General features: G+C 46.8%; 21 protein-coding genes and 1 tRNA gene. 14 read left to right on the top strand and 8 right to left on the bottom strand.

Going from position 1 to position 21461, the window contains the following annotated elements; all coding sequences use genetic code 11:
• Positions 1–21 precede the first annotated feature (21 nt).
• Positions 22–1194, bottom strand: coding sequence for a sulfate adenylyltransferase (sat, locus tag PMG25_RS20295; RefSeq protein WP_283768717.1), 1173 nt, complete (start codon positions 1192–1194; stop codon positions 22–24).
• Positions 1195–1526: 332 nt separating this feature from the next.
• Between sat and PMG25_RS20290 the strand changes: the two genes are divergently transcribed.
• Complete coding sequence (locus PMG25_RS20290; protein WP_283768716.1) at positions 1527–1733, top strand: hypothetical protein; 207 nt, start codon at positions 1527–1529, stop codon at positions 1731–1733.
• A 123-nt stretch (positions 1734–1856) separates the two neighbouring features.
• The gene (locus PMG25_RS20285) at positions 1857–2813 is read left to right on the top strand and encodes a Fic family protein (RefSeq protein ID WP_283768715.1); all 957 of its coding nucleotides are present in this window, start codon (positions 1857–1859) and stop codon (positions 2811–2813) included.
• A gap of 59 nt (positions 2814–2872) precedes the next feature.
• On the opposite strand, the gene PMG25_RS20280 is transcribed toward PMG25_RS20285, so the two are convergent.
• The 3 genes from PMG25_RS20280 to PMG25_RS20270 all read right to left on the bottom strand — a co-directional run bounded on the left by PMG25_RS20280 (position 2873) and on the right by PMG25_RS20270 (position 7427).
• Positions 2873–4042 carry a lipid-A-disaccharide synthase-related protein gene (locus PMG25_RS20280; protein ID WP_347178891.1) on the bottom strand — a complete coding sequence of 390 codons (1170 nt, stop codon included), beginning with the start codon at positions 4040–4042 and terminating at the stop codon, positions 2873–2875.
• A gap of 205 nt (positions 4043–4247) precedes the next feature.
• Positions 4248–5552 (bottom strand): hybrid sensor histidine kinase/response regulator, encoded by a 1305-nt coding sequence (locus PMG25_RS20275; protein WP_283768713.1) that lies wholly within the window; start codon positions 5550–5552, stop codon positions 4248–4250.
• A gap of 3 nt (positions 5553–5555) precedes the next feature.
• The gene (locus tag PMG25_RS20270; RefSeq protein ID WP_283768712.1) at positions 5556–7427 is read right to left on the bottom strand and encodes a two-component system response regulator; all 1872 of its coding nucleotides are present in this window, start codon (positions 7425–7427) and stop codon (positions 5556–5558) included.
• Positions 7428–7640: 213 nt separating this feature from the next.
• Here PMG25_RS20270 and PMG25_RS20265 point away from each other — a divergent pair, with 213 nt between their 5' ends.
• From PMG25_RS20265 to PMG25_RS20235, 7 genes are all read left to right on the top strand, one after another.
• The gene (locus PMG25_RS20265; protein WP_283768711.1) at positions 7641–9176 is read left to right on the top strand and encodes a TolC family protein; all 1536 of its coding nucleotides are present in this window, start codon (positions 7641–7643) and stop codon (positions 9174–9176) included.
• 310 nt (positions 9177–9486) lie between these two features.
• Complete coding sequence (locus PMG25_RS20260) at positions 9487–10989, top strand: sensor domain-containing diguanylate cyclase (protein ID WP_283768710.1); 1503 nt, start codon at positions 9487–9489, stop codon at positions 10987–10989.
• Positions 10990–11041: 52 nt separating this feature from the next.
• Positions 11042–11269, top strand: coding sequence for a DNA-directed RNA polymerase subunit omega (locus PMG25_RS20255; RefSeq protein WP_283768709.1), 228 nt, complete (start codon positions 11042–11044; stop codon positions 11267–11269).
• Positions 11266–11742, top strand: a complete 477-nt coding sequence (locus PMG25_RS20250) for a hypothetical protein (protein ID WP_283768708.1) — start codon at positions 11266–11268, stop codon at positions 11740–11742. The genes PMG25_RS20255 and PMG25_RS20250 overlap by 4 nt, the downstream gene beginning before the upstream one ends.
• A complete protein-coding gene (locus PMG25_RS20245) occupies positions 11739–12095 on the top strand; it encodes a DUF1818 family protein (RefSeq protein WP_283768707.1) in 357 nt (118 codons plus the stop codon). The genes PMG25_RS20250 and PMG25_RS20245 overlap by 4 nt, the downstream gene beginning before the upstream one ends.
• A 36-nt stretch (positions 12096–12131) precedes the next feature.
• Positions 12132–12205 (top strand) — tRNA-Pro (locus PMG25_RS20240).
• A gap of 52 nt (positions 12206–12257) precedes the next feature.
• The gene (locus PMG25_RS20235) at positions 12258–13181 is read left to right on the top strand and encodes a histone deacetylase family protein (RefSeq protein WP_283768706.1); all 924 of its coding nucleotides are present in this window, start codon (positions 12258–12260) and stop codon (positions 13179–13181) included.
• Here the strand turns inward: PMG25_RS20235 and PMG25_RS20230 are convergent.
• On the bottom strand, positions 13178–13435 hold the full coding sequence (locus PMG25_RS20230) for a hypothetical protein (RefSeq protein WP_283768705.1): 258 nt from the start codon (positions 13433–13435) through the stop codon (positions 13178–13180). The genes PMG25_RS20235 and PMG25_RS20230 overlap by 4 nt on opposite strands.
• 124 nt (positions 13436–13559) lie before the next feature.
• Between PMG25_RS20230 and PMG25_RS20225 the strand changes: the two genes are divergently transcribed.
• Positions 13560–14129, top strand: a complete 570-nt coding sequence (locus PMG25_RS20225) for a DUF2854 domain-containing protein (RefSeq protein WP_283768704.1) — start codon at positions 13560–13562, stop codon at positions 14127–14129.
• Positions 14130–14276: 147 nt separating this feature from the next.
• Here PMG25_RS20225 and PMG25_RS20220 read toward each other — a convergent pair whose 3' ends face one another.
• Positions 14277–14537: a CRR7 family NDH-1 assembly protein gene (locus tag PMG25_RS20220; RefSeq protein ID WP_283768703.1), complete on the bottom strand. Its 261-nt coding sequence runs from the start codon at positions 14535–14537 to the stop codon at positions 14277–14279.
• 251 nt (positions 14538–14788) lie between these two features.
• On the opposite strand from PMG25_RS20220, the gene sir reads away from it, so the two are divergent.
• Positions 14789–16717: a sulfite reductase, ferredoxin dependent gene (gene sir, locus PMG25_RS20215; protein WP_283768702.1), complete on the top strand. Its 1929-nt coding sequence runs from the start codon at positions 14789–14791 to the stop codon at positions 16715–16717.
• 272 nt (positions 16718–16989) lie between these two features.
• Here sir and PMG25_RS20210 read toward each other — a convergent pair whose 3' ends face one another.
• Together PMG25_RS20210 and PMG25_RS20205 are read right to left on the bottom strand one after the other, a co-directional pair.
• A complete protein-coding gene (locus tag PMG25_RS20210) occupies positions 16990–17919 on the bottom strand; it encodes an isoaspartyl peptidase/L-asparaginase (protein ID WP_283768701.1) in 930 nt (309 codons plus the stop codon).
• Positions 17920–17976: 57 nt separating this feature from the next.
• Positions 17977–18120 (bottom strand): DUF2256 domain-containing protein, encoded by a 144-nt coding sequence (locus PMG25_RS20205; RefSeq protein WP_283768700.1) that lies wholly within the window; start codon positions 18118–18120, stop codon positions 17977–17979.
• A 62-nt stretch (positions 18121–18182) separates the two neighbouring features.
• Here PMG25_RS20205 and PMG25_RS20200 point away from each other — a divergent pair, with 62 nt between their 5' ends.
• The 3 genes from PMG25_RS20200 to PMG25_RS20190 form a co-directional block, all read left to right on the top strand.
• Positions 18183–18944, top strand: coding sequence for an RNA methyltransferase (locus tag PMG25_RS20200; protein ID WP_283768699.1), 762 nt, complete (start codon positions 18183–18185; stop codon positions 18942–18944).
• A 231-nt stretch (positions 18945–19175) separates the two neighbouring features.
• Entirely contained in the window at positions 19176–20819 is a 1644-nt protein-coding gene (locus PMG25_RS20195) for a serine hydrolase (protein ID WP_283768698.1), read from the top strand.
• Between the two features lie 288 nt (positions 20820–21107).
• The coding region (locus PMG25_RS20190) for a DUF3465 domain-containing protein (RefSeq protein WP_283768697.1) at positions 21108–21461 on the top strand (354 nt) is incomplete at its 3' end.

Below are 21461 nucleotides of genomic sequence, written 5' to 3'. Positions count from 1 at the left end.
ACCCTACAACTGACTTTAACCCTATTGCTGGGACTGCATCGCTTTAGCTAACTCAGCCGCCACTTCTGGGCGAGAAAACTCTGGGGGTGGGAGTTGACCAGAGCGCAACATGGCCCGCACTTTCGTTCCCGATAAATGAATCCGGTCTTCCGGCTTACTGGGACTCGTTTTCGCCGTCGCCATGCCTCCGGTTAACTTGCAGTAAAAGGCATGTTCAAATTTCATCGGCACAATGCCCAACTCTGACGGTTCAAACTCATCAAAAATATATTGGGCATCATAGGTTCCATAATAGTCCCCAACTCCGGCATGATCGCGGCCGACAATAAAGTGAGTGCAGCCATAATTTTTCCGCAAAAGAGCATGGAAAATCGCTTCTCTAGGGCCAGCGTAGCGCATAGCTGCCGGATTAATTGCCAACATCACCCGGTCTTGAGGATAATAGTTTTCTAGAATAATTTCATAGCACCGCATCCGCACATCCGCCGGAATATCATCGCTCTTAGTTGCTCCCACCAGGGGATGGAGCAGGAGACCATCAACGGTTTCCATGGCACATTTTTGAATATATTCATGGGCCCGATGAACCGGGTTACGGGTTTGGAAACCCACAACCGTTTTCCAGCCTTTTTCCTTAAATGCTGCCCGCGTGTCTGCCGGGTCAATTTGATAGTTGGGGAACAGGGGATGGGGGTCTCGTTGCAAGAGCCAAATGGGCCCAGCTAAATTGACTTCTCCCTGTTCGTAAACCACTTTTACCCCTGGATGTTTTTCGTCGTCTGTACGATAAACATTTTGGGCTTCATGGGTTTTGTTATATTGATATTTCTGGGTTAATTCTAAAATGCCCACAAATCGGCCGGAAGGGTCATCTAAACGCACCCAAGATCCTTCTTGTAAAGGATCAGCCACTTCTTTGCTGACCGATAGAGTGATGGGAATAGACCAGGGGAGTCCATTGGCTAGGCGCATGTCGGTCACTACGGTTTCATAGTCTTTTTGTTCCATAAAACCGGTTAGGGGGCTAAATCCACCAATGGCAATTAAGGCCAAGTCAGAAAAGGCGCGATCGTCGAGTTGTACCCTGGGAAGAGTGTCCGCTTTTTGTAAATATTCTTGCTTTTCTTCTGGGGTAACCACTCGGTTAATCAGTTGACCCCCATGGGGAGGAATGCCGTCAGGATGTATAGTCATAGGATAAGGCGCTTCGCGCGGTAACTAGGTAATCGGTAATGGGGAGAAGGGAAAAGGGTTTTCCCTTAGCAGTGCCCATTGATAAGGTCTGGCCTGGTCTGCTAACCTGTGGTAGGAAGCGTCTCTCACTCTCATAACAGCGAAAATTGCTGTAAGGCTTTCAGTGGGGAGATAAAACCAGGTTGTGCCGCATTCATCGTACCAAGTTTTGTTCCCCCATCAGGACATAGCATGATTAATCATTGGATCGATCTAGCTCCTATGTAGCATTCTGTTTTAGATTTGATATTATACTATAGGGCAATTCTTTTATCGTTGAGGAGTGTGCGATCGTGAATAGTCAAGCTTTAGCCCACTATATTGAAGCTACCGATGGCATCTCTAAACCTTGGTTACTGGTTCAGCTAAGGCTACAAAAGCTACAAGAGCGTCGGCATGAACTAGAACCGGAAGAATACATGGAGCAATTAACCGAAATTCACGAAGATTTAATGAAACTCGGCCAATGGTGGAAAGGTATCGAGGATCAGGTATTTTAGCCATTCGCTAGTATCGAAAGATCTGGCCCTCTCCCTATATCCCTCTCCCACAGGAGAAGGGGTCAGGGGGGCACAACTGAGTATCGCATAGCTGGGAAAAACGCTGTTAGCAGGGAGTCAGGGATGAAGATCCAAGACAATGTACGGCTCGCCTCTTCTCGACTCTACGAGAAGTTTATCCAACAACTGATCGCTTTAAGTCAAGAACCTGGAGTTTCATTAACAGCTTTAATCTATAACTACTTAATGGTCAAACAGAACGCTAAATTAGAACAAATCAACCAACTCAAATCCTGGTTGGATGAATTTAGACCGTTTGATCCAGCGATCGTTACTGAACTCAAAAAACTCTATGATGTTCAATTTACCTATAACTCAAATGCCATAGAAGGAAATACCCTCACCCAAAGCGAAACTGAGTTGGTTTTAACCCAGGGAATTACGATTGGGGGTAAGACCCTTGATGAACATTTAGAAGTGATTGGACATAAAGAAGCTATCGACTATATTGAAACCTTAGCCCAGATTAACACAGAAATTAATGAATGGGAAATCAAACAAATCCACACTCTCATTTTGCGAAAAATAAACCCAAATGAAGCAGGAAGTTATCGCACTCTAGATGTGATGGCAGCCGGAACGAATTATCGTTATCCTCCCCATTATTTACTGCCTCAACTCATGAGAGAGTTTATCCTCTGGCTCAATTCCAACTCAGCTTTAAAGCTTCATCCCGTGGAATATGCGACGAGGGTACATTATCGCTTTGTGTCGATCCATCCTTTCCGGGATGGCAATGGACGCACGGCTCGATTGTTGATGAATTTACTGTTGCTCCGGGCCGGCTATCCCATTGTGGTGATCGATAATCAAATTCGCAAGAATTATATTGATGCTCTCGCCTATGGACAACACAATCAAGATGATTTGAGTCCGCTTTTTGATCTGGTTTATGATGCGACTATTCGCTCCCTAGTGGGATTTTTGCGGGTGTTGGTGACGGCAGGGGCGAGTCAACATAAAGGGCAGACTTTTTATCAAGACATTACCGATTTTATCGATCGCACTATTAGGGAGTGAGAAGAAACCGGGTTTCTTTCCCCTGGGGAAGGGAGCGAAACGCGAACAACAGACCCCCATTACCCATTAGCTATAATTTCCTGGGCAAATCTCTGGGAGGCTCCTATGGGGCCAATCCGTTCTTGGCCATTTTTAACACAAGTTTCTAGATACTGCTTATCGCCGAGAATATCCACAATGGTGGTGGCTGCTTCTGCTAAAATAGCTGGTGTTGCTGGCCCTGTGCCTACGGTGGTAATGGATGGCCCTAAGAGTCGCATTTGAGCTTCAGCAAATCGATAGGTAAATTGGGGGCCTTTACCGGAAATTTGCACAATGGGTTTTCCCAAGCCAACCGCTTGTTCTACGGCGGTTCCTGCCATACCAATCACTAGATGGCACTGGTGGAGGATGTCGGGAAAGGCATCAAAATGATAGTGAATTATGGTGTGGTTTTTGGTGAGTTTTCCGGGAGTATAATGCCAGCCTTCTTGAGTGGCTAGGGCTTGTATTTGACTCTCTTGAATATGGGGAACTAAGGCCGCTTGAAATTGTAGGGGTTTCTGGCCTGAGAGCAGTTCACACAAGCGCAATTGTAGGGCAAAGTTTTCTAAGGCTTCGGGAAGGCGACTACCGGGTAACAGGGCAATCATGGGTTGATTCGAGTCTAGATTTAAGGGTTTTCCCGTTGGCGTGAGGGTATCCATAAAGGGACACCCGATAAATGTGGTATTGGGGAATCCTTGGTGCTGTAAATCCCTGGCAGTCAAGGCATCGCGGGTATAAATGTGTTGGCATTGGGGCGATCGCAAACACTGGGCTGTCAACCATGGTAACTTAACCTTGCCCTCATAGTAACTAGATGTAGACACCACAAAGGCCAGATAAGGGCGACCCGTTAACTGTGCTAACCCAATGGGGACAATATCCCCAACCGCCACCAACAGGTCACACTTCTGACTATAGCGCTGCACCGCCCGAATTTGTCGCCAGGTTAAGCCAATCAAACCCGAAAACAGGTCTTTAAGCAAATAAAGGGGATTCATATACCATATTCCCCCAGAGGGCAGGGTGCGCGTAGGGCCAATAATAGGCACACCTAAGCGGCGATAGGCCCCCCCTGCACCCACCAAAGGCATGGCCGCAACCTCTACCTGGGGATAAGACTCTTGCAATGCCTTAACAATTAAACTGCCATTGAGGTCTTCCCCATGGCCATTACTGAGAAACAGTACAGATGAGTGATGCATAAGATGGCGTTTGGTGCGGTAATGGGTAATGGGTAATGGGTAATAGGAAAACCATTGACCCATGGCCAGGGTGTAGGGCCAATAAAAAGGGCGGGTCTTGCCTAAAGCCGTCCCGCCACCTGGTCACCAAGGAGAAACCATAAACTGGTGACTAGGGACTCAGGTAGAAAGTTCCCAACTTGGATAAAAATCCGCCTACAATGGACTATTCCTTCACGGGTAACGTTACCGTAAAGGTTGTTCCTTGTCCAAGTTGCGAGGTAAAGTCTAGGGTTCCTTGATGTTTGTCTTCAATAATTTCACGGGAAATTGCCAACCCTAGTCCTGTACCTTTATTGACTCCTTTGGTCGTGAACAAATAATCAAAAATTTTCTGTTGGATGTCTGGCTTCATGCCTATACCATTATCATGGACATCAATTTGAACTTGGTTTTCAGCAGCATCATAACTGGTGGTAATCTGAATTGCATTCGGCTGGCTTTGAATTTCCTCATAACTTTTACCTTGATTAGAATCTTCTAAAGCATCAATAGCATTGGCTAATAAGTTCATGAACACCTGATTTAATTGTCCCGGATAACAGGGAACGGGGGGTAAATCACCATAGTTTTTAGTAATTTCAATTTCGGGTCGATAGTCTTTCGCCTTCAGTCGATGCCTGAGAATCATGATGGTGCTGTCGATACCATCATGACAGTTAAAGGGCACTTTTTGATCGCTATCAGCACGGGAAAAAGTACGCATGGATTGACTAATGTTCGTAATGCGATTGGTTCCTTCTTCCATGGATTTGAGGAGTTTGGGAAAGTCTTCCTGTAAGTAGTCAAAATCAATGGCTTCTAATTCATCAAGAATTTCATCATCGGGTTCGGGATACTTTTCTTGATAGAGTTGAACGATCTGAATTAAGTCTTGGGCATAATTTTTGGCTTCGGCGATATTGCCAGCAATGAAGCCAACGGGATTATTAATTTCATGGACAATTCCGGCCACCAGTTGCCCCAAAGAGGACATTTTTTCGGTCAGAACCAATTGAGACTGAGCTTTTTTGAGTTCTGCGGTTCGTTCCTCAACTTTTTGTTCCAAGGACGCATTTACACTAGCGAGTTCTTGGGTGAGAGATTTTAATTTCAGATGCAAGTTAATGCGGGCTAAGACTTCTTCTTGTTGAAAGGGTTTGGTAATATAATCAACGGCTCCTGAACTGAGTCCTTTGACTTTGTTGTTGGCATCGGCTAAGGCAGTCATAAAAATAATGGGAATGCTGTTAATTTTGGGGTCTTCTTTGATTCGATGGCAGGTTTCAAAGCCATCAATTCCGGGCATCATGATGTCGAGTAAAATTAAGTCGGGCTGGATAGAAGTGAGTTTCTCTAAGGCGTTTAAGCCATCTTTGGCGACTAAAACTTTAAATCCTTCTTCTTTGAGAAAGTTGAATAGAACTTTGATATTGGTAGGATTGTCGTCAACCACCAGCAGGGTTTTTTGATCGATAGAAGAAGTGTTCATAGGTCAACTAATGCGGTAATTTTGAATAAACTGAGTGGCCGCTTCAGGTTTTAGGGGTTTTGCAAACAAAAACCCTTGGCCAAATTCGCACCCTATTTCTTTGACGATATTCAGTTGTTCTTCGGTTTCTATGCCTTCAGCAACCAGATCCATACCGAGATGGTGAGCTAAGGAAATGATGGTTTGAATAATTGCCAAACCTTCTGAGCTATCTAGACGAGAAACAAAACATCGGTCAATTTTGAGTGTGTCTACAGGAAAAGAATGGATACGGCTCAAGGATGAATATCCTGTGCCGAAATCATCAATACAAATTTTGATGCCTTGATGATGGATTTCTTCTAGGATTTTAGTGGGCATCCCTTCGTTTTCTAAAAAAGCACTTTCGGTAACTTCTAGTTTAATTTGATGGGGTGAAATATCATGTTGATTAGAGATATCAGAAATGGTTTTGAGAAGGTGAAAGTTTTGGAGTTGCAAGGGGGATAGATTGACGTTAATGACTAAATCTTGCGTCTGGGAAAATTTTTGATGCCACTGTTGGAGTTGTTGGCAGGCTAAGGTAAGAGCGATGAATCCGAGTTCTTCAATACATCCGGTTTCTTCGGCTAGGTCAATAAAGTATCCGGGGGAAATGAGTCCCCGTTGAGGATGTCGCCAGCGAATTAAGGCTTCAAAACCAACGAGTTGGTGGCTATCGAGGGCGATAATGGGTTGATAGTGTAGCTCGAATTGATGGTTGTGGATGGCGAGGGGTAATTCGGCTTCGAGTTGAATGCGTTCTAAGGCACGAGACTGGAGTTGGGGGTTGAGGATGCAATACCCGGTTTTTCCGGCGCGTTTGGCTTCTGACATGACGATATCTGCGTCGCGGAGAATGTCGGTCATTTGCCGATAGCTGAGGATGGATGGGATAATGCCGATACGAGCATGGAGGGAAATGGGATAGTGGCCGATGGTAATGGGCGATCGCAGATGCTCTAAGATCCGGTTGGCGATCGCCTCTATATCCGTATTTTCTACTTCTTCTAGTATTAACAAAAACTTGTCTCCCCCCAAACGGGCCACTTGCCCTTGACCTCGCCAGCATCCTGACAGACGTTCGGCCACCACTTTCAATACTTGATCCCCAATGCGATGCCCCAAATGATCGTTAACTCGCTTAAAATGGCCTAAATCTAAGAACAAAATGCCGGTGTTGCTCTGAGAGGAACTGGAAAAATGGTCTAACAATGTTGATAAATATTGGGTCACCCACAAGCGGTTATACAATCCTGTTAGATGATCGTGAGAGGCTTCATAACTGAGTTGCTCTTCCCTAGCTTGCAGTTGCTCTAAGGCTAAAGAGAGCTGCCCCGTGCGCTCCATTACCCGACTTTCTAAATCTTCATTGAGATGTTTTAATTGAGTTTCTGCTAACAGCCTGGCTTGGACTTCTTTATGGAGTTGCTGGTTCTTTTCTCGTAGATTTTGAGTTAAAGAGCGTAGCTTCAGATGCAGTTGAATGCGACTTAAGACTTCTTCTTGATAGAAAGGTTTGGTAATGTAGTCCACAGCACCGAGTTGGAATCCCTTAACTTTATCTTCACTCTCGGATAAGGCTGTCATAAAAATAACAGGAATGTCTTGAGTTTTGGGATTAGCTTGCAGTTGCCGACAGACCTCAAACCCACTTAATTCTGGCATCATCACATCCAGCAAGATTAAATCAGGATAGGTTTGATGCACTTTGTCTAATGCATTTTTGCCATCTGTGGCCACTAATACCCTAAACCCTGATTTTTTCAGCAAGTTAAATAGCACCCTAAGATTGTTGGTATTATCATCAACAATGAGAATCAGTCCAGATTGGGTTGTCTTGATTAGGTTGACCATATCTGCATATTGTGATCCGCTCGCCGGTGTACCTGACTGGTTGCTCCATCAATCTGTACATCTTCTTTCTAAGAGGTAACTCGCTTTGATTGTAGCACTATTGTTTGTCATTTACTGACAAGTTCTTTAGTCTTTGACCGCTCTAAGCCAGCTTTGGGGGCAAAATTAACTTGAGATTAAATTAACGTTAAACTTCAATCGCCAAAAATAGTCATGAATCTCGATCAATCTCTCTTGAGAATACAACAATTAGTTCATCTATCCCTGGTCTTCGGGGGCCTATTTGCCAGCTATACCTTGGGTTTTTGCGGGGGACTTCCCGTACAAGCGAGTTCCTTACTAGGGCAAACTGTTCAGTCTGAACATAATTCAGAACAAAAGCTTTTATCTTTGGCGATCGCCGATGTCGTGCAACTGGTGCTTGAAAATAACACGGACATCAAAAATGCCTATCTCGATCGTATTGCCCAACGTCAAGATCTAGCGGTAGCTGAAGATAAATTCAATCCCGATCTTACTCCTCGTCTCTTACTCAATGCTCGTCGAGAATCCATTGGCCCCATTATTACCCAAAGTGAAGGCTTAGACATCGGAGCTGCCCTGAATACTCAACTCCCCATCGGTACTGAAATCACCCTTGACTGGAGAACCCGTCGGCGTTTAGAACGACAATATGGTTCTACTGCTCCGTTCGATCAAAGGGGATTCAACCATGAAATTCGACTGGAACTGACACAGCCCTTATTGCGAGGTTCAAGAGTCGATGTCAATCGTGCGTCCATTGATCGTGCCCGCTTGAGCAATCAAGTGCAAATTTTACAAGTTAAATCTACATTAATCGATCGAGTGACTGAGGCAATTATACTGTATCGTCAACTTTTCCAACGTCAAGAAGAACTGGGTATTGCCCAACTCACGCTAGAAAACTCTCGGCGTTTGTTAGAGGTTACAGAAGCCTTAATTCAGGCGGGAAGACGGGCCCCGGTCGAACGGATTCAAGGCGAGGCAGATGTGGCCAACCAAGAATTAAGGGTTTTAGATGCTCAAAATGCCTTAGATCAAGCTCGATTGGAGTTATTAGATTTATTAGAACTCGATCAGGATTTAGCGATTACAGCTCAATCGCCACAGTTAGAAGATAGACCGATCTTAGATGTGGAAAAATTATTCGCTTTAGCCCTAGAGAATAATCCAAGATACTTACAAGCTCAGTTAAATCAGAAAATTGCTAATTCTAATTTAATTGAAGCGGAAGATGAGCGCCGATGGAATTTAGATTTGGAGGCAGATTATAATTGGTTGCCTAGTAATTTAGTGGAAACCCGCTCCGATCTAACCCTGGCTTTGACCTTGAGTAAAACCTGGGGAGATTTGCAGCCCGAACAGCAGTTTCAACAAAGTCAGGTGGATGTGAGGAAGAGTCAAAATACCATCGAGCAAGTTTATTCGAGCTTAAATATTGATATCAATAATCACATCCGAGATATTCAGCTCACCTGGGAACAGGTCGAACAATCTCAATCCACCACGGAATTGGTGCGGCAGCAATTGGAGGCGGAAGAAACTAAGCTGCGTTTGGGCATTGAAGGGACATCCCTGAATGATATTATTCGTTTTCAAAATGATTTAGCGAATGCTCGACAAAATGAATTGCAAGTTTTAATCCAATATCTTAATGCATTGACTCGTCTCGATCAAAGTCTGGGAGTTACCCTAGAGGAATGGAATTTAAATCCAGAACTTGAGTAATTTATTATGGAATGGGTGCAAAAAGTGGCCCAGTAATGTTGAATCTTACTGTCTCAGATGCAGGATGGAGTGCTGGGTTTTTAGGGTGGATTGTCAATCCCTAACAGAAGTGGTAAGATTAAATGACAAGCAAAAATAATCTCAGTCTTACTCGATTGTCAATTACGGAATTGGCGTGTTGAAAAGCGATCCTCACTTAGAGTGTGAGCCAAGAAAATGTAGCGATCGGATGTGGTTCACAAGTTCTGAAGTGTAACCCCGATCTGGTAAGGGGGATTTCAGAGTTTGCTATGGAAGGGGAGAACCAGCGATGAATGATCGATTCACTCAGATTTTAAACCTTCAATTGAAAGCTAGTTATTTGCTGATTAACGATCGGTTTTTAATTCTAGAGACCGATCCAAAAATGGATTGTGTTCTCCCCAAGTTTGCTGCGGATCGGGGAGTAGATCTTAGGGATATTTGCCCGATGTTAAGCTCTGTCAGCCTAGAGGGATTAAGGGAGAGTGAGTCTGTAGAAAGAGAAGGGTATTTAGGAGCCGTTTACCTGAAGATCGTCTTGAGGAAACTTCCCGATGGGACAGAAGAAAATCTAGGCTCTGTATACTTAGTGCTGATTGAAGATCGGACTCAAGTCCATCGGAAGGAAGAGGAACTAGAAAAACAAGGCGCAGGCGATCGCCTCTTACGAAAGATGAACGACAAAATTCGCCAATCTCTAGGTCTCGAAGAAATCCTACAATCGAGTGTCGATCAACTCCAAGCCCTATTGGGCATAGACAGAGCCTTAGTTTACTATTTTAATCCAGATTGGAGCGGTACGGTCGTAGTCGAAGCGGTGAATTCAACCTGTGATTCGATCCTGGATCAGCCGATTGACAAGCTGTATACGAAAGATCAAATTCCATTCTATCAGCAGGGAAACATCAGCCAAATCAGCGATCTAGAAACGGCCGATCTCCCAGAAGACGATCGCCAATTTCTCCATCAACTTCAGGTGCGATCGCAATTAGTCTTCCCCATTCAACTGGGCATTCCCTTAAATCCCCCTCCCCAAAACACCTTTAAACTGGGCCAATCCAACTTACCCCTGGCCTCCCCTTACCATCCCCCCTGGGAAACCTATCTCTGGGGACTGTTGATCGTTCATCAATGTCATCAATCTCGAACCTGGGAAGCTTGGGAAACCCAACTTCTACAAGATATCAGTACCCAACTGAGTATCGCCATCCAACAATCCCAACTCTACGAACAACTCAAAGAAGCTAACCAAGAACTCAAACAACTGGCAGCTTCCGATAGTCTCACCCAACTGTATAACCGCCGTCGCTTTGAGCAAGTCCTACAAAAAGAATGGCGACGACTCTCCAGGGAGCGATCGCCCCTCGGTCTAATCCTCTGTGATATTGATTACTTCCGACTCTACAACGAAGCCTACGGCTATCTCAGTGGTGACTTTTGCCTGCAACTGATCGCCGATGCCGTGCGCCAAGCCCTCAAACGTCCTGCCGACCTCGTAGCTCGCTATGGTGCAGAAGAATTCGCCGTCCTCCTTCCCCATACCGACCTCTCCGGAAGTACCCATGTTGCCCATATCATTGAACACAACATCATTGGCCTAGATCTAGAACACAAAACCTCCCCCGTTGCTCCCACCGTCACCGTGAGTATGGGGGTAGCAGCTCTCATCCCCCGTATCGATACCCAACCCCAATTTCTCCTCGAACTCACCCGCTATGTTCTTGACCAAGCCAAACGCAATGGCCATAACCAAATCGTGGCCGCCAACGCCTCCGTCCTGCTCGACTTTTAGCCAGAACCGGTAAACTAGAAAAAGATTGATTTAAACTTCTAAAAACGCCCCTATGCTCAAGCGCACTTCCGTAGACAGCCAAGAATTAATGCGTCGTGCTGAAGAACTCATTAATGCCGCATCCAACCGCTATCGGATTACCGTACAGGTCGCCCATCGCGCCCAACGTCGCCGCTACGAAGAATTTGATAACCTGGACGATCCGAAAATGAAGCCCGTTATTCGAGCGGTAATTGAAATGTCGGACGAGTTAACCCAACCGGAAATCATTGGTGAATGAAACGAAGAGATTTTTTTCTCATGGCCTTAAGTTTATTTGGGGGGATGGCTTTATCTGTCATCCCCTTAGCAGGGTTCAATTCTCCAACCGCCCTAGCCCAGACTCGGATTCGACCTAGGGATCTCTGGCGGTTGGTGTACGAACAACTGCCAGATTTTCCCCTAGAAAATGATTATGTGAGCCAGTTGAGTGGGGAAGTGAACCCAGATAATACCTTAGCCGAGAGATTAATTCGCTATCATCTCTTTGTCAAAGGTCGCACGCCCCAATATCGCTTAGATTGGAAGTTAACCCTAGCGGATTATTTGGGAGCTAATGAGATCATGTATGAAGGGGTTTATCCCAGTGCAGATGTGCTGACCAAAAATCCCTTAGAGGGAGACCGTGAAGCGATCGCCAATTTAACGCGATCGCAACGGGACGCTTTAATTGATGTCCTCGTCGGACTCTACACTCCCCAAAACCAACCGTGATTAAACAAGGGCCCCAATGGCGCGTCGGCTGGAAACCCGAAGCCCCAGAGTATCCCGCGTTGCTCGGCGGTGCAGATTGGGCGATCGAGCTAACCGCCCCAGAACTGCAAGAATTTCAGAAACTCCTACAGCAACTGCTCCACAGCCTAGAGCAAATCGCCCCCGAACTCATGGAGGAAGAAACCATCACCTGTGAAGCTGAAGGCAGCCTTTTGTGGATGGAAGTCCAAGGCTATCCCCATAGCTTTAGCCTCCATTTCATCCTCAACACCGGTCGTCGAGCCGAAGGAACCTGGCCTGCGATCGTCACCCCAGAAGTAATTCAGGCTTTAAATACCTTAGAGGGGTTTTAATTTTAAAAATCCTGTGTTATCATGGAAATCTGTGACCGGGGCGTAGCGCAGCTTGGTAGCGCACCACTTTGGGGTAGTGGGGGTCGTGGGTTCAAATCCCGCCGCTCCGATTCATCAAAATAGCCTGTAGGGTATGTCTTAGAGCATAGCCCCCAATTCGTCTTGACTGCATCCATTCCCATTGTTTATCACCCCGATTATGTCGCGCCTCTCCCTCCAGGTCATCGGTTTCCCATGGCCAAATTTAAGCTGCTGTATGAGTTGCTTCTGAGCGATCGCATCATCACCCCTTCCCAAGTCCATAGCCCCGAACTCTCCCCCGTAGAATGGCTGCAACTCGTCCATACCCCCGACTACATCCAAGCCTACTGCCAAGGAACCCTAGACCCCAAGGCCCAGCGACGCATCGGTTTACCCTGGAGTCCGGCCCTAGCCCAGCGTACTTGTCGGGCCGTGGGTGGCTTCATTCTCACCAGTCAACTCGCCCTTAAACATGGACTTGCCTGTAATACTGCCGGAGGAACCCATCACGCTTTCCCCGATCGCGGAACCGGCTTTTGTATCTTCAACGATTTGGCGATCGCCGCCCGCGTCCTCCAACACTTAAACCTAGCCCAAAAAATCCTCATCCTAGACCTAGACGTACACCAAGGAGACGGAACCGCCTGGATATTCCGAGACGACCCCAGCGTATTCACCTTCTCCATGCACTGCGACATCAACTTTCCCAGTCACAAACCCCCCAGCGACCTCGACATCCCCCTACCCGTCGGCATGGAAGACGAACCCTACCTACAAACCCTCGCCACCTATCTCCCCGACCTCCTCAGCCAACTCAAACCCGACCTCATTCTCTACGATGCCGGAGTTGACCCCCATATCCATGATGCCCTCGGCAAACTCGCCCTCACCGACACCGGACTCTTTCGCCGAGACATGCAAGTTCTCAGCACCTGTTTAGCCGCCGGATACCCCGTCGCTTGCGTCATTGGCGGCGGATACGCCAAAGATATGTCCGCCTTAGTCTATCGTCACTCCCTTCTACACCGGGCTGCCAGAGATGTCTATTATCACTATCGGCTCTAGCGCAAAAACGGATGGTTATTCCCATCAGTCTGTTTATTCCTAGCCGCCTCACTCATAAACCGCTTCAGAGCCTTTTCCCGATTTTTCATAAACGCCGTCCAAAACCCCGGTTGGAACTCATCCATTGTTTTAGCCAGTGCCCACACATCCACCGCTAAAATATTGTAAAGGGTTTCATCTTCGCGCTTGAGGGAGTTGATTTGATCGAGTAACTGACGAGTTTTGGACGCAGTAAAGTCCTTATTGGTGACCATTAGAAAATCTCCCTAAAACGTTCCGACACTATCTCAATGATAATAGTTGTCGATCTTCTCTGGTGCTTGGTCGTAACCCTCCAGAAACGATAAAGTAGTCATTGATTCATTAAACAAGACGATTATGTTACGCAAAATTTCCTTGGGAACTGTCGGTTTATATGTGGGAGGCCTCTTAACAGTCGGAGGCTTTGTCGCCTATTTTACAAACCATCCCACCCTCAACTTAGCCGGATTTTTTTATGGTATTCCCCTCCTCTTGGGAGGACTAGCCCTAAAAGCCTCAGAATTAAAACCCGTCCCCGTGACTCAAGAGCCTTCTGCCCAAGTTTTAGCCCTGCGTAACCAACAGGGAACATCTACCCAACTCCAGGTCTGGAAAGATGTGACTCGCTATCGCTATGGCCAAGAAGCTCATCTTGATGAGTCCCTGAAAAGTTTAGGCTTAAGTCCAACCGATGAAGAAAGACCCCTTTTAATTGGTATTCGAGAAGTTGCTGTTGATGACCATTATGCTCTAGTTTTAGAGTTTGAGTCGCCTTTTGTCTCTTTAGACGCTTGGCAAGAGAAGCGCGAAAAAATAGAGCGTTTTTTTGGCCCTGGTTTGCGAGTCGAGGTCGCCCCTCAAGAGGGAGAAGAAGATTGTTTTGATGTATTCTTAATTGCTGTCGGTGAACCGACCCCCGTCAGCTAAATGCTCTTAATTCAATTCAGGTATGGGGCAAGGTGGGCAGGGTATACTTGTAGACGTTGCATGATGCCGCTTATCCTCCTGCCCACCCTACGATGATGTGCTAGGGGGAGGCAAAAGGGAAAAGGCAAAAGAAAAGAGGGAATACCCCTAGGATTTTTCTAAGCGCACCACGTACCATTGTAAGAAGGTTCCCGGGCCAAGATCGAGTTCACAGGAGGTGTCCATCAGATACTTGGCCTGGTCTTCTAGGGTAGTAAATTTTTGTAAATCTCTGGGGAGTTCCCCTTGGCTCTCACTCAAACAGGCCTTAAGCTTGTCGAGTAATTCGGCTTCCGTCAGAAATTGCTCCGGTTGATTGGCCTCTAAAACCACAAACCCATCGGACTGATACATCAAGGAATCGGGCATTTGAGTTCCTCCATTTAAGTCATTGATTGAAAGTACAGTTATAAAGAAGAGTTTAAGAAAATCTAAGCTTGACTGAGTTTGAGGGCCCACTTCCGATAAAATGGGAAGAAACCCCAATTATCTAACTGGATGTTTGGTCATTCCTACCCAAGTTGAGAAAAATGTAAGCGGATGACCCCATTCGTTAGATTTTTGAGTCACTCTGGGGTTAGATACCTTGGTATTGTAGCAAAACCTTACCCATTTATTCTATGGTTTCATCGTTGAATTCTCCCCCTACTACTTCTAAGCCGTCTAAGATCGAAGTCATCAAAGAAAATAGTGATTTTCTCAGAGAACCGGTTGCTTCCGAATTATTGGAAGATACGACCCACTTTTCTGGCGATGCGATTCAAATTCTCAAGTTTCATGGTTCCTATCAACAAGATAATCGAGATAATCGCCAAAAAGGTCAAGAAAGAGATTATCAGATGATGCTCAGGACTCGCAGTCCGGGGGGATTTATTCCACCTGAGTTGTATTTGGCGCTGGATCAGTTATCGGAAACCTATGGGAATCATACCCTGAGAACAACGACTCGGCAAGGGTTTCAGATGCATGGAATTCTGAAGAAAAACCTCAAAACGGTGATTGCTAGTATCGTTAAACATATGGGGTCTACCCTAGGGGCTTGTGGGGATTTAAATCGGAATGTGATGGCTCCGGCTGCTCCTTATAAAACTCGTCCAGAGTATCAATATGCTTGGGAATATGCCAATAAGATTGCCGATTTACTCACGCCACAAACGGGAGCCTATTATGAGATTTGGCTCGATGGGGAAAAGGTGATTAGTGCCGAGGAAGCGCCGGAAGTGAAGGCGGCTCGCAATAAAAATGTCAATGGCACGAATTTCACGGATAAGGAAGAGCCGATTTATGGTACGCATTATATGCCCCGTAAGTTTAAGATCTGTCTGACTGTGCCGGGGGATAATTCGGTTGATATTTTGACTCAAGATATTGGCTTGGTGGTGATGACCAATGAGGCTGGAGAGTTAGAAGGGTTTAATATTTATGCTGGGGGTGGGTTAGGCCGCACCCATAATAAGGAGGAGACGTTTGCGCGGGCTGCGGATAAAATTGGCTATGTGGATAAGGATGATGTGTACGATCTGGTTAAGGCCATTGTAGCAACTCAGCGCGATTATGGCGATCGCCACCAACGCCGTCATGCCAGAATGAAATATCTGCTCCATGATTGGGGGGTAGACAAATTCCGCGCTCAGGTCGAACACTATTTCGGTAAACCCCTCGCTCCCTTTAAACCCCTACCGGAATTTGAATATCAGGATTATTTGGGTTGGCACGATCAGGGCGATGGTAAACAGTTCTTTGGCTTGTCCATTGAAAATGGTCGAGTCAAAGATGATGGAAAATTCCAGCTCAAGAGCGCCCTGCGGGAAATTGTCACCGAGTTTAAGTTACCCATGCGGCTTACGCCCAATCATAATCTGATTCTCTATGACATCGATCCCCAAGATCAAGGGGCGATCGCCGACATCTTCAAAAAACACGGAGTCGAAACCAATGCCGAACGGCTCGATCCCCTAGTCCGCTATTCCATGGCTTGTCCCGCTCTCCCCCTCTGCGGCCTAGCCATTACCGAATCAGAACGGGCCCTACCCGGCATTCTCGCCCGTATCCGCACCCTACTCAAGAAAGTCGGACTACCCAAAGAACACTTTGTTGTCCGCATGACCGGATGTCCCAATGGCTGCGCTCGGCCCTACATTGCCGAATTAGGATTCGTCGGTCAAACCCCTGGAGCATACCAGGTCTGGCTGGGAGCAGACCCCAATCAAAACCGACTCTCCGAACCCTTCCTAGATAAGGTAAAAGATGAAGATCTAGAGTCCACCCTAGAGCCATTATTCGTCTATTTCAAGCAAGAACGCCTCAATAACGGCAAAGTCGAGAGTTTTGGCGATTTTTGTCATCGAGTCGGTTTTGACGCGCTCAGAGCCTTTTCTGAGAGTTATACCCCTGGATCGGGACTGGTTTCTTCTGGTAAAGCTCGATACCGGATCGGAGTCCGGGATACCGTGTATCAGCAGTTTAAGGATTTAGCTGCCCAGGAAGGCAAGTCCATGACCCAATTGGCGACTGAAGTGTTGGAAACCTACATTTCCCAGAACCGTTAATTTAGTGTCAGAACATGAACAATCTCCTGGGTGTTAGCCCAGGGGATTATCCAACACGGGAAAGTAGCGGGAACCATTGGATTTGATCTAATGGAACTCAGTAGGGGCGCTTTGACTACGCCTGTAAGAATCCGAATTTGGACTCTTAACGAATCCCCGTGTCTTTAGACCGGGGAGAAGTCAAAAGCTCTAGGATTATTTCACAAATTACTGATTTAAATACCCATACCATTTCTACTTCATGGCTATTTGAAATGACTATCGAGGTTCGCCTAAATCGAGCCGCTTACTTCATCTGAGGAAGTCCATTCTAGGGTGTCGCCGAGTTGTTCGCCCGTGTGGTAAGCAGCAAGGAGAATTTCTGATGTTTTTCCCCAGGCAATTTGACCGGTTTTGTCAATTCCGATCGCTCCTAAATCCCGTTGATTGGCTTTAGATTCGCTCATGGTTTTTTCAAAGGCCGCAGCTAAGGACATGCCATCGGTGACGCGGACGACGATACGAGCGGCGATACATTCGTTGATGATATCTTCGCCAATGCCGGTACAGCTAATTCCGGCAGCAGAGGTGGCATAATTTCCGGCAGGCATAGCCGAATCACTGACGCGCCCAATATATTCAAATCCTTTGCCTCCGGTGGAGGTTCCAGCCGCAATTTTGCCTTGGTTGTCGAGGGCGACTACACCGATGGTTCCGGTTCCAGGAGCGGGACTAGCCAGGACGTTGGCCATACTGCGTTTAAAATTATCTTTGCGGTCTTGTAACCATTCATTTAAGCGCAAATCGGTTAAGGGATTATGAATGGGAAGTTGGAGTTCTCGCACCAGTTCCATGGCTCCTACATCAGAGAGAATGCGATCGCTCTTTTCTTGCAAAACTTTAGCTAAATCAATGGGATTTTTAACCCGCGAAACGTTGATCACACCACTAAAGGTTTGGCTCTCGCCCTCCATCAGAGAAGCACTCATGCGAATTTGACCATCCGACTGCAACACTGAACCCGTTCCAGCATTATAGCGGGGATCGTCTTCGAGTAAATGACAGCCTTGAATCACCGCTTCTAAGGCTGGTGTTCCCGCTTCTAAGCTGGCATACACTTGTTTGAGAATTTCATACAGGGATTGGCGGACGGCTTCAACACCTCCTTTGCCTTGTAGGGAGCTGCCTGCACCTCCGTGAATGATCAGTTTGGGTTGAGTCATAGGTAATGAGTAATGAGTAATGAGTAATGAGAGGTGTGATCCTCTGGACAGTAACCGTTATCGGCGATCGCGGCGACAGCGTTCAGAACAGTATTTTACCTCATCCCAACATTTAGCCCATTTCTTGCGCCAGGTAAAGGGGCGATTGCAAACAGGACAGATTTTGGTGGGCAAATCAGATTTTAATCGATGACGAGCCATGGTAAGTTAGCGGTAAGGTTTTTTATTCATTGTAGGGACAACCTACTCTGCACCACCAACGGATGAACGATCGCTCCCATCTATCAGCCATTAAAATTGTTTTAGTCGAGCCATCTGGCCCCTTAAATGTGGGATCGATCGCCCGAATCATGAAAAATATGGGCTTGAGTCAATTGGTGTTAGTTAATCCTCAATGCGATCCCCACAGTCCAGAAGCTAGACAAATGGCTGTTCATGCTCAGGAAATCTTGACTGGTATCCAGGTGGTTGCGACTCTACCGGAAGCCTTACAGGGTTGTCAGAAGGTGGCAGCAACCCTAGGGCGTACCATCAAGTTACCAACAGCATTAGAAACCCCCAATACCTTACTACCTTGGCTAGTTGGGGGGGAAAGTGCCCTGGTATTTGGCCGGGAAGACCGGGGGTTAACCAATGACGAACTGAATTTAGCCCAACGGTTTGTGCAAATTCCCAGTCATCCCATCTATCCATCTCTCAATTTAGCCCAATCGGTAGGTATTTGCTGTTATGAACTCTATCAGTGTACTCTGGAAACGCAGACAAAGCAGATAGACTCTAGAGGCTCCGATCTCGCCCCAAGGCAGGTTATAGAAGCCTATTACGATCATCTAGAAATGCTCTTGTTGCAGATAGGCTATCTTTATCCCCATACTGCTAACCGACGAATGGAAAAGCTCAAACGGTTTTATAATCGTGCTTATCCCACAGAAGCAGAAGTGGCGATGCTCCGGGGAATTCTCTCTCAGGTGGAATGGGCGATCGCCAACAGTTCCCCATCCAAGGGTTCATCAGGAGATGGTTAACCGTACCTCTCCAGGGTGGGTTTAAAGAGAATCGCAGACAACGTAGAATAATCGAGGTTTGCTATTTTTGACGACCAGGGTAGCTCAATACAGGGCTAATTTCTGCGATCGGGGACAAAGAGAACAAACTCTATTCGAGGTCTAAATCCATAAAATTAGCAACAATCCCATGAATACTTTGACCGTGGTGGGTTCATTTACATTTATGATCCGTGTGATAAGGAGTCGTTGATGGCGAAATCAGGAGAAAGAAAGGGAGCGGGCCGCACTCAACGTCTTGGATCTGCTCAAGGTGCAACCCCTCTACCGAAACGGAGATCGAGTCGGACTCAAGGGGAAATGTCTTTATCTAGACCAGAGAAACCGAGGTTGAACCGCAAACGGCGATCGCCATTGCAACGGGCGGTTTTATCGGTTTTGGATAAAATTCTACCAGGGGGTAAAGGAAATTTGACTCCCCCAATCAATAGGGGGCGATCTCACCCTGCACCACCGATCCCACCCTTGAAAGTCGAAAGCAATCCCTTAAGATCGCCGGTGCGTTTGGGTTCTCGGAAACGGCAACGGAAAGCCATCCCCCTGAGAAAGGGAGATTTATCTTCAGTTGCGATCCCCAAGACTCTTTCTCGTCAGCGTCCATCCGATCGCGATCGTCAGGATTTGAGTCAGATCAAAAGTGAGCAGAAAGGACAGATTCAGAAGGAGAAAGCGCGATCGCCACGCCATCGTCAATATCCCTTAAACCGCTCGAAACCCACGCCAGTATCGCCTTTGATGTATGCAACGCGGTTTTTAATTCTGGGGGTAGGCATCTGCGCGATCGCTGGAACTCTGCTCTCAGCCTCCGATCCCGAAAGCATGACCTTTTTGGGCCTTAAGTTAGCCTCCACCGACCCCCTCTCAAATCAGGTGAGTGAATCCCCCGATACGGAAACCACAGATGCCCTGCTACGAGAAAGGGTAGCCAGCCAAAATCCCTGGTTAACAGCTCCCCACTCCCTCCAGCTAGAAACGGAGTTGCAAGAGCTGAAAAACAATATCCAAGCCTTAGCCCGTCAAACCCCTAGGTTTCAACCCGGCGTTTTTGTTTTAGATTTAGATACCTCCAGTTATGTCGATCTCGAAGGCACAACGATTTTTTCGGCTGCCAGCACGATTAAATTACCCATCCTATTAGCCTTTTTTCAAGCCGTGGATGCCGGTCAAATTCGGCTCGATCAAACCTTAACCCTCACAGAAGAACATCGAGCCGGAGGATCGGGGAGTCTGCAATACGATCCTGTTGGCAGTGAATATACGGCCCTAGAAGTCGCTACTTGGATGATGACCATTAGCGATAATACGGCCACTAACATGATTATCGAGCTATTAGGTGGGATGACTCAGGTGAATCAGACCTTCAGGGGTTGGGGACTTCAGCATACCGTGCTGCGGGATTGGTTGCCGGATTTAGAGGGCAAAAATACTACATCACCTCGTGAGCTGGCCCAGGTAATGGCCATGATTCATCAGGGAGAAGTCGTTTCTCTGAAATCCCGCGATCGCATGATTGATATTATGCGCCAAACCGAAACCAGCGTTCTCCTCGAACAAGGCTTAGGAACAGGAGCCATGATTGCCCATAAAACCGGCGATATTGGTAAACTCTTAGGCGATGTCGGTCTCATCGATCTGCCCAGTGGCAAGCGTTACATTGCCGCCGTCTTAGTCGAACGCCCCCATAATGATTATGGAGCAGCCGATCTCATTGGCGACATTTCCCGCCTCACCTACGAACAAATGCAAGCGCCCCCCGTAACCCCCAGTGTTACCCCTGGCACATTCGAGGAACTTCCCGTGGACTTTCCCGAAGCCACTGCTCGGCGCTATCGATGATCTGGCTACTGCCATGACACAGCTAAAATAGTGCCTTAGCGTAGGGTGGGTTAGGCGGCTAAAACCTAGACTCTGACAGCAATCTATCAATCCGCCGTAACCCACCATTTTAGGGTTTTCACTAAGGTGTTGTCAAAAGTAACATTTTTACAAAAAGGTGGGCAAAGTATGCTAGTATAATTTCAATTGTTTGACTCATGCTCTTGCCCAGCCTACGATGAGTTGTAATCATAGTGAATCGGGCTTGATATGATCTTAGAGTGAGTACCAAAATATCCACAACATCCTATGAAAAAAAACACAACTCAATTCCTCCTGAGCCTAGTTACTGTATTAACCTTTACCCTTGCATTACCCACCCAGGCACAGGCCGTAGATTGCAGTGCTTTAGGCGCTCTAGCAGAATTTGATTCTCGCTGTGCCCAAGGTTCCAGTGCTGCTACTGGTTCCACTCCCTCCACGGAGCAGGGTATCCGACTTTTGCAACAGGCTTTTCAGAATCAACAAAGTAATGTTCAAGTGAGAGCAGTCGGTGAAGTCATTCGTGTTCTTTCCGACGATCGCCAAGGAAGTCAACATCAACGCTCTATCAGAAGAATGGGTCTAAAACCCCGTCCTTCTAGGACGGCTTTTCTGGTTCTC

This window comes from Roseofilum capinflatum BLCC-M114 (assembly GCF_030068505.1).
Lineage (GTDB): Bacteria > Cyanobacteriota > Cyanobacteriia > Cyanobacteriales > Desertifilaceae > Roseofilum > Roseofilum capinflatum.
Note: the sequence above shows the minus strand (reverse complement) of the source record. Positions and strands in the feature narration are given on the sequence as shown.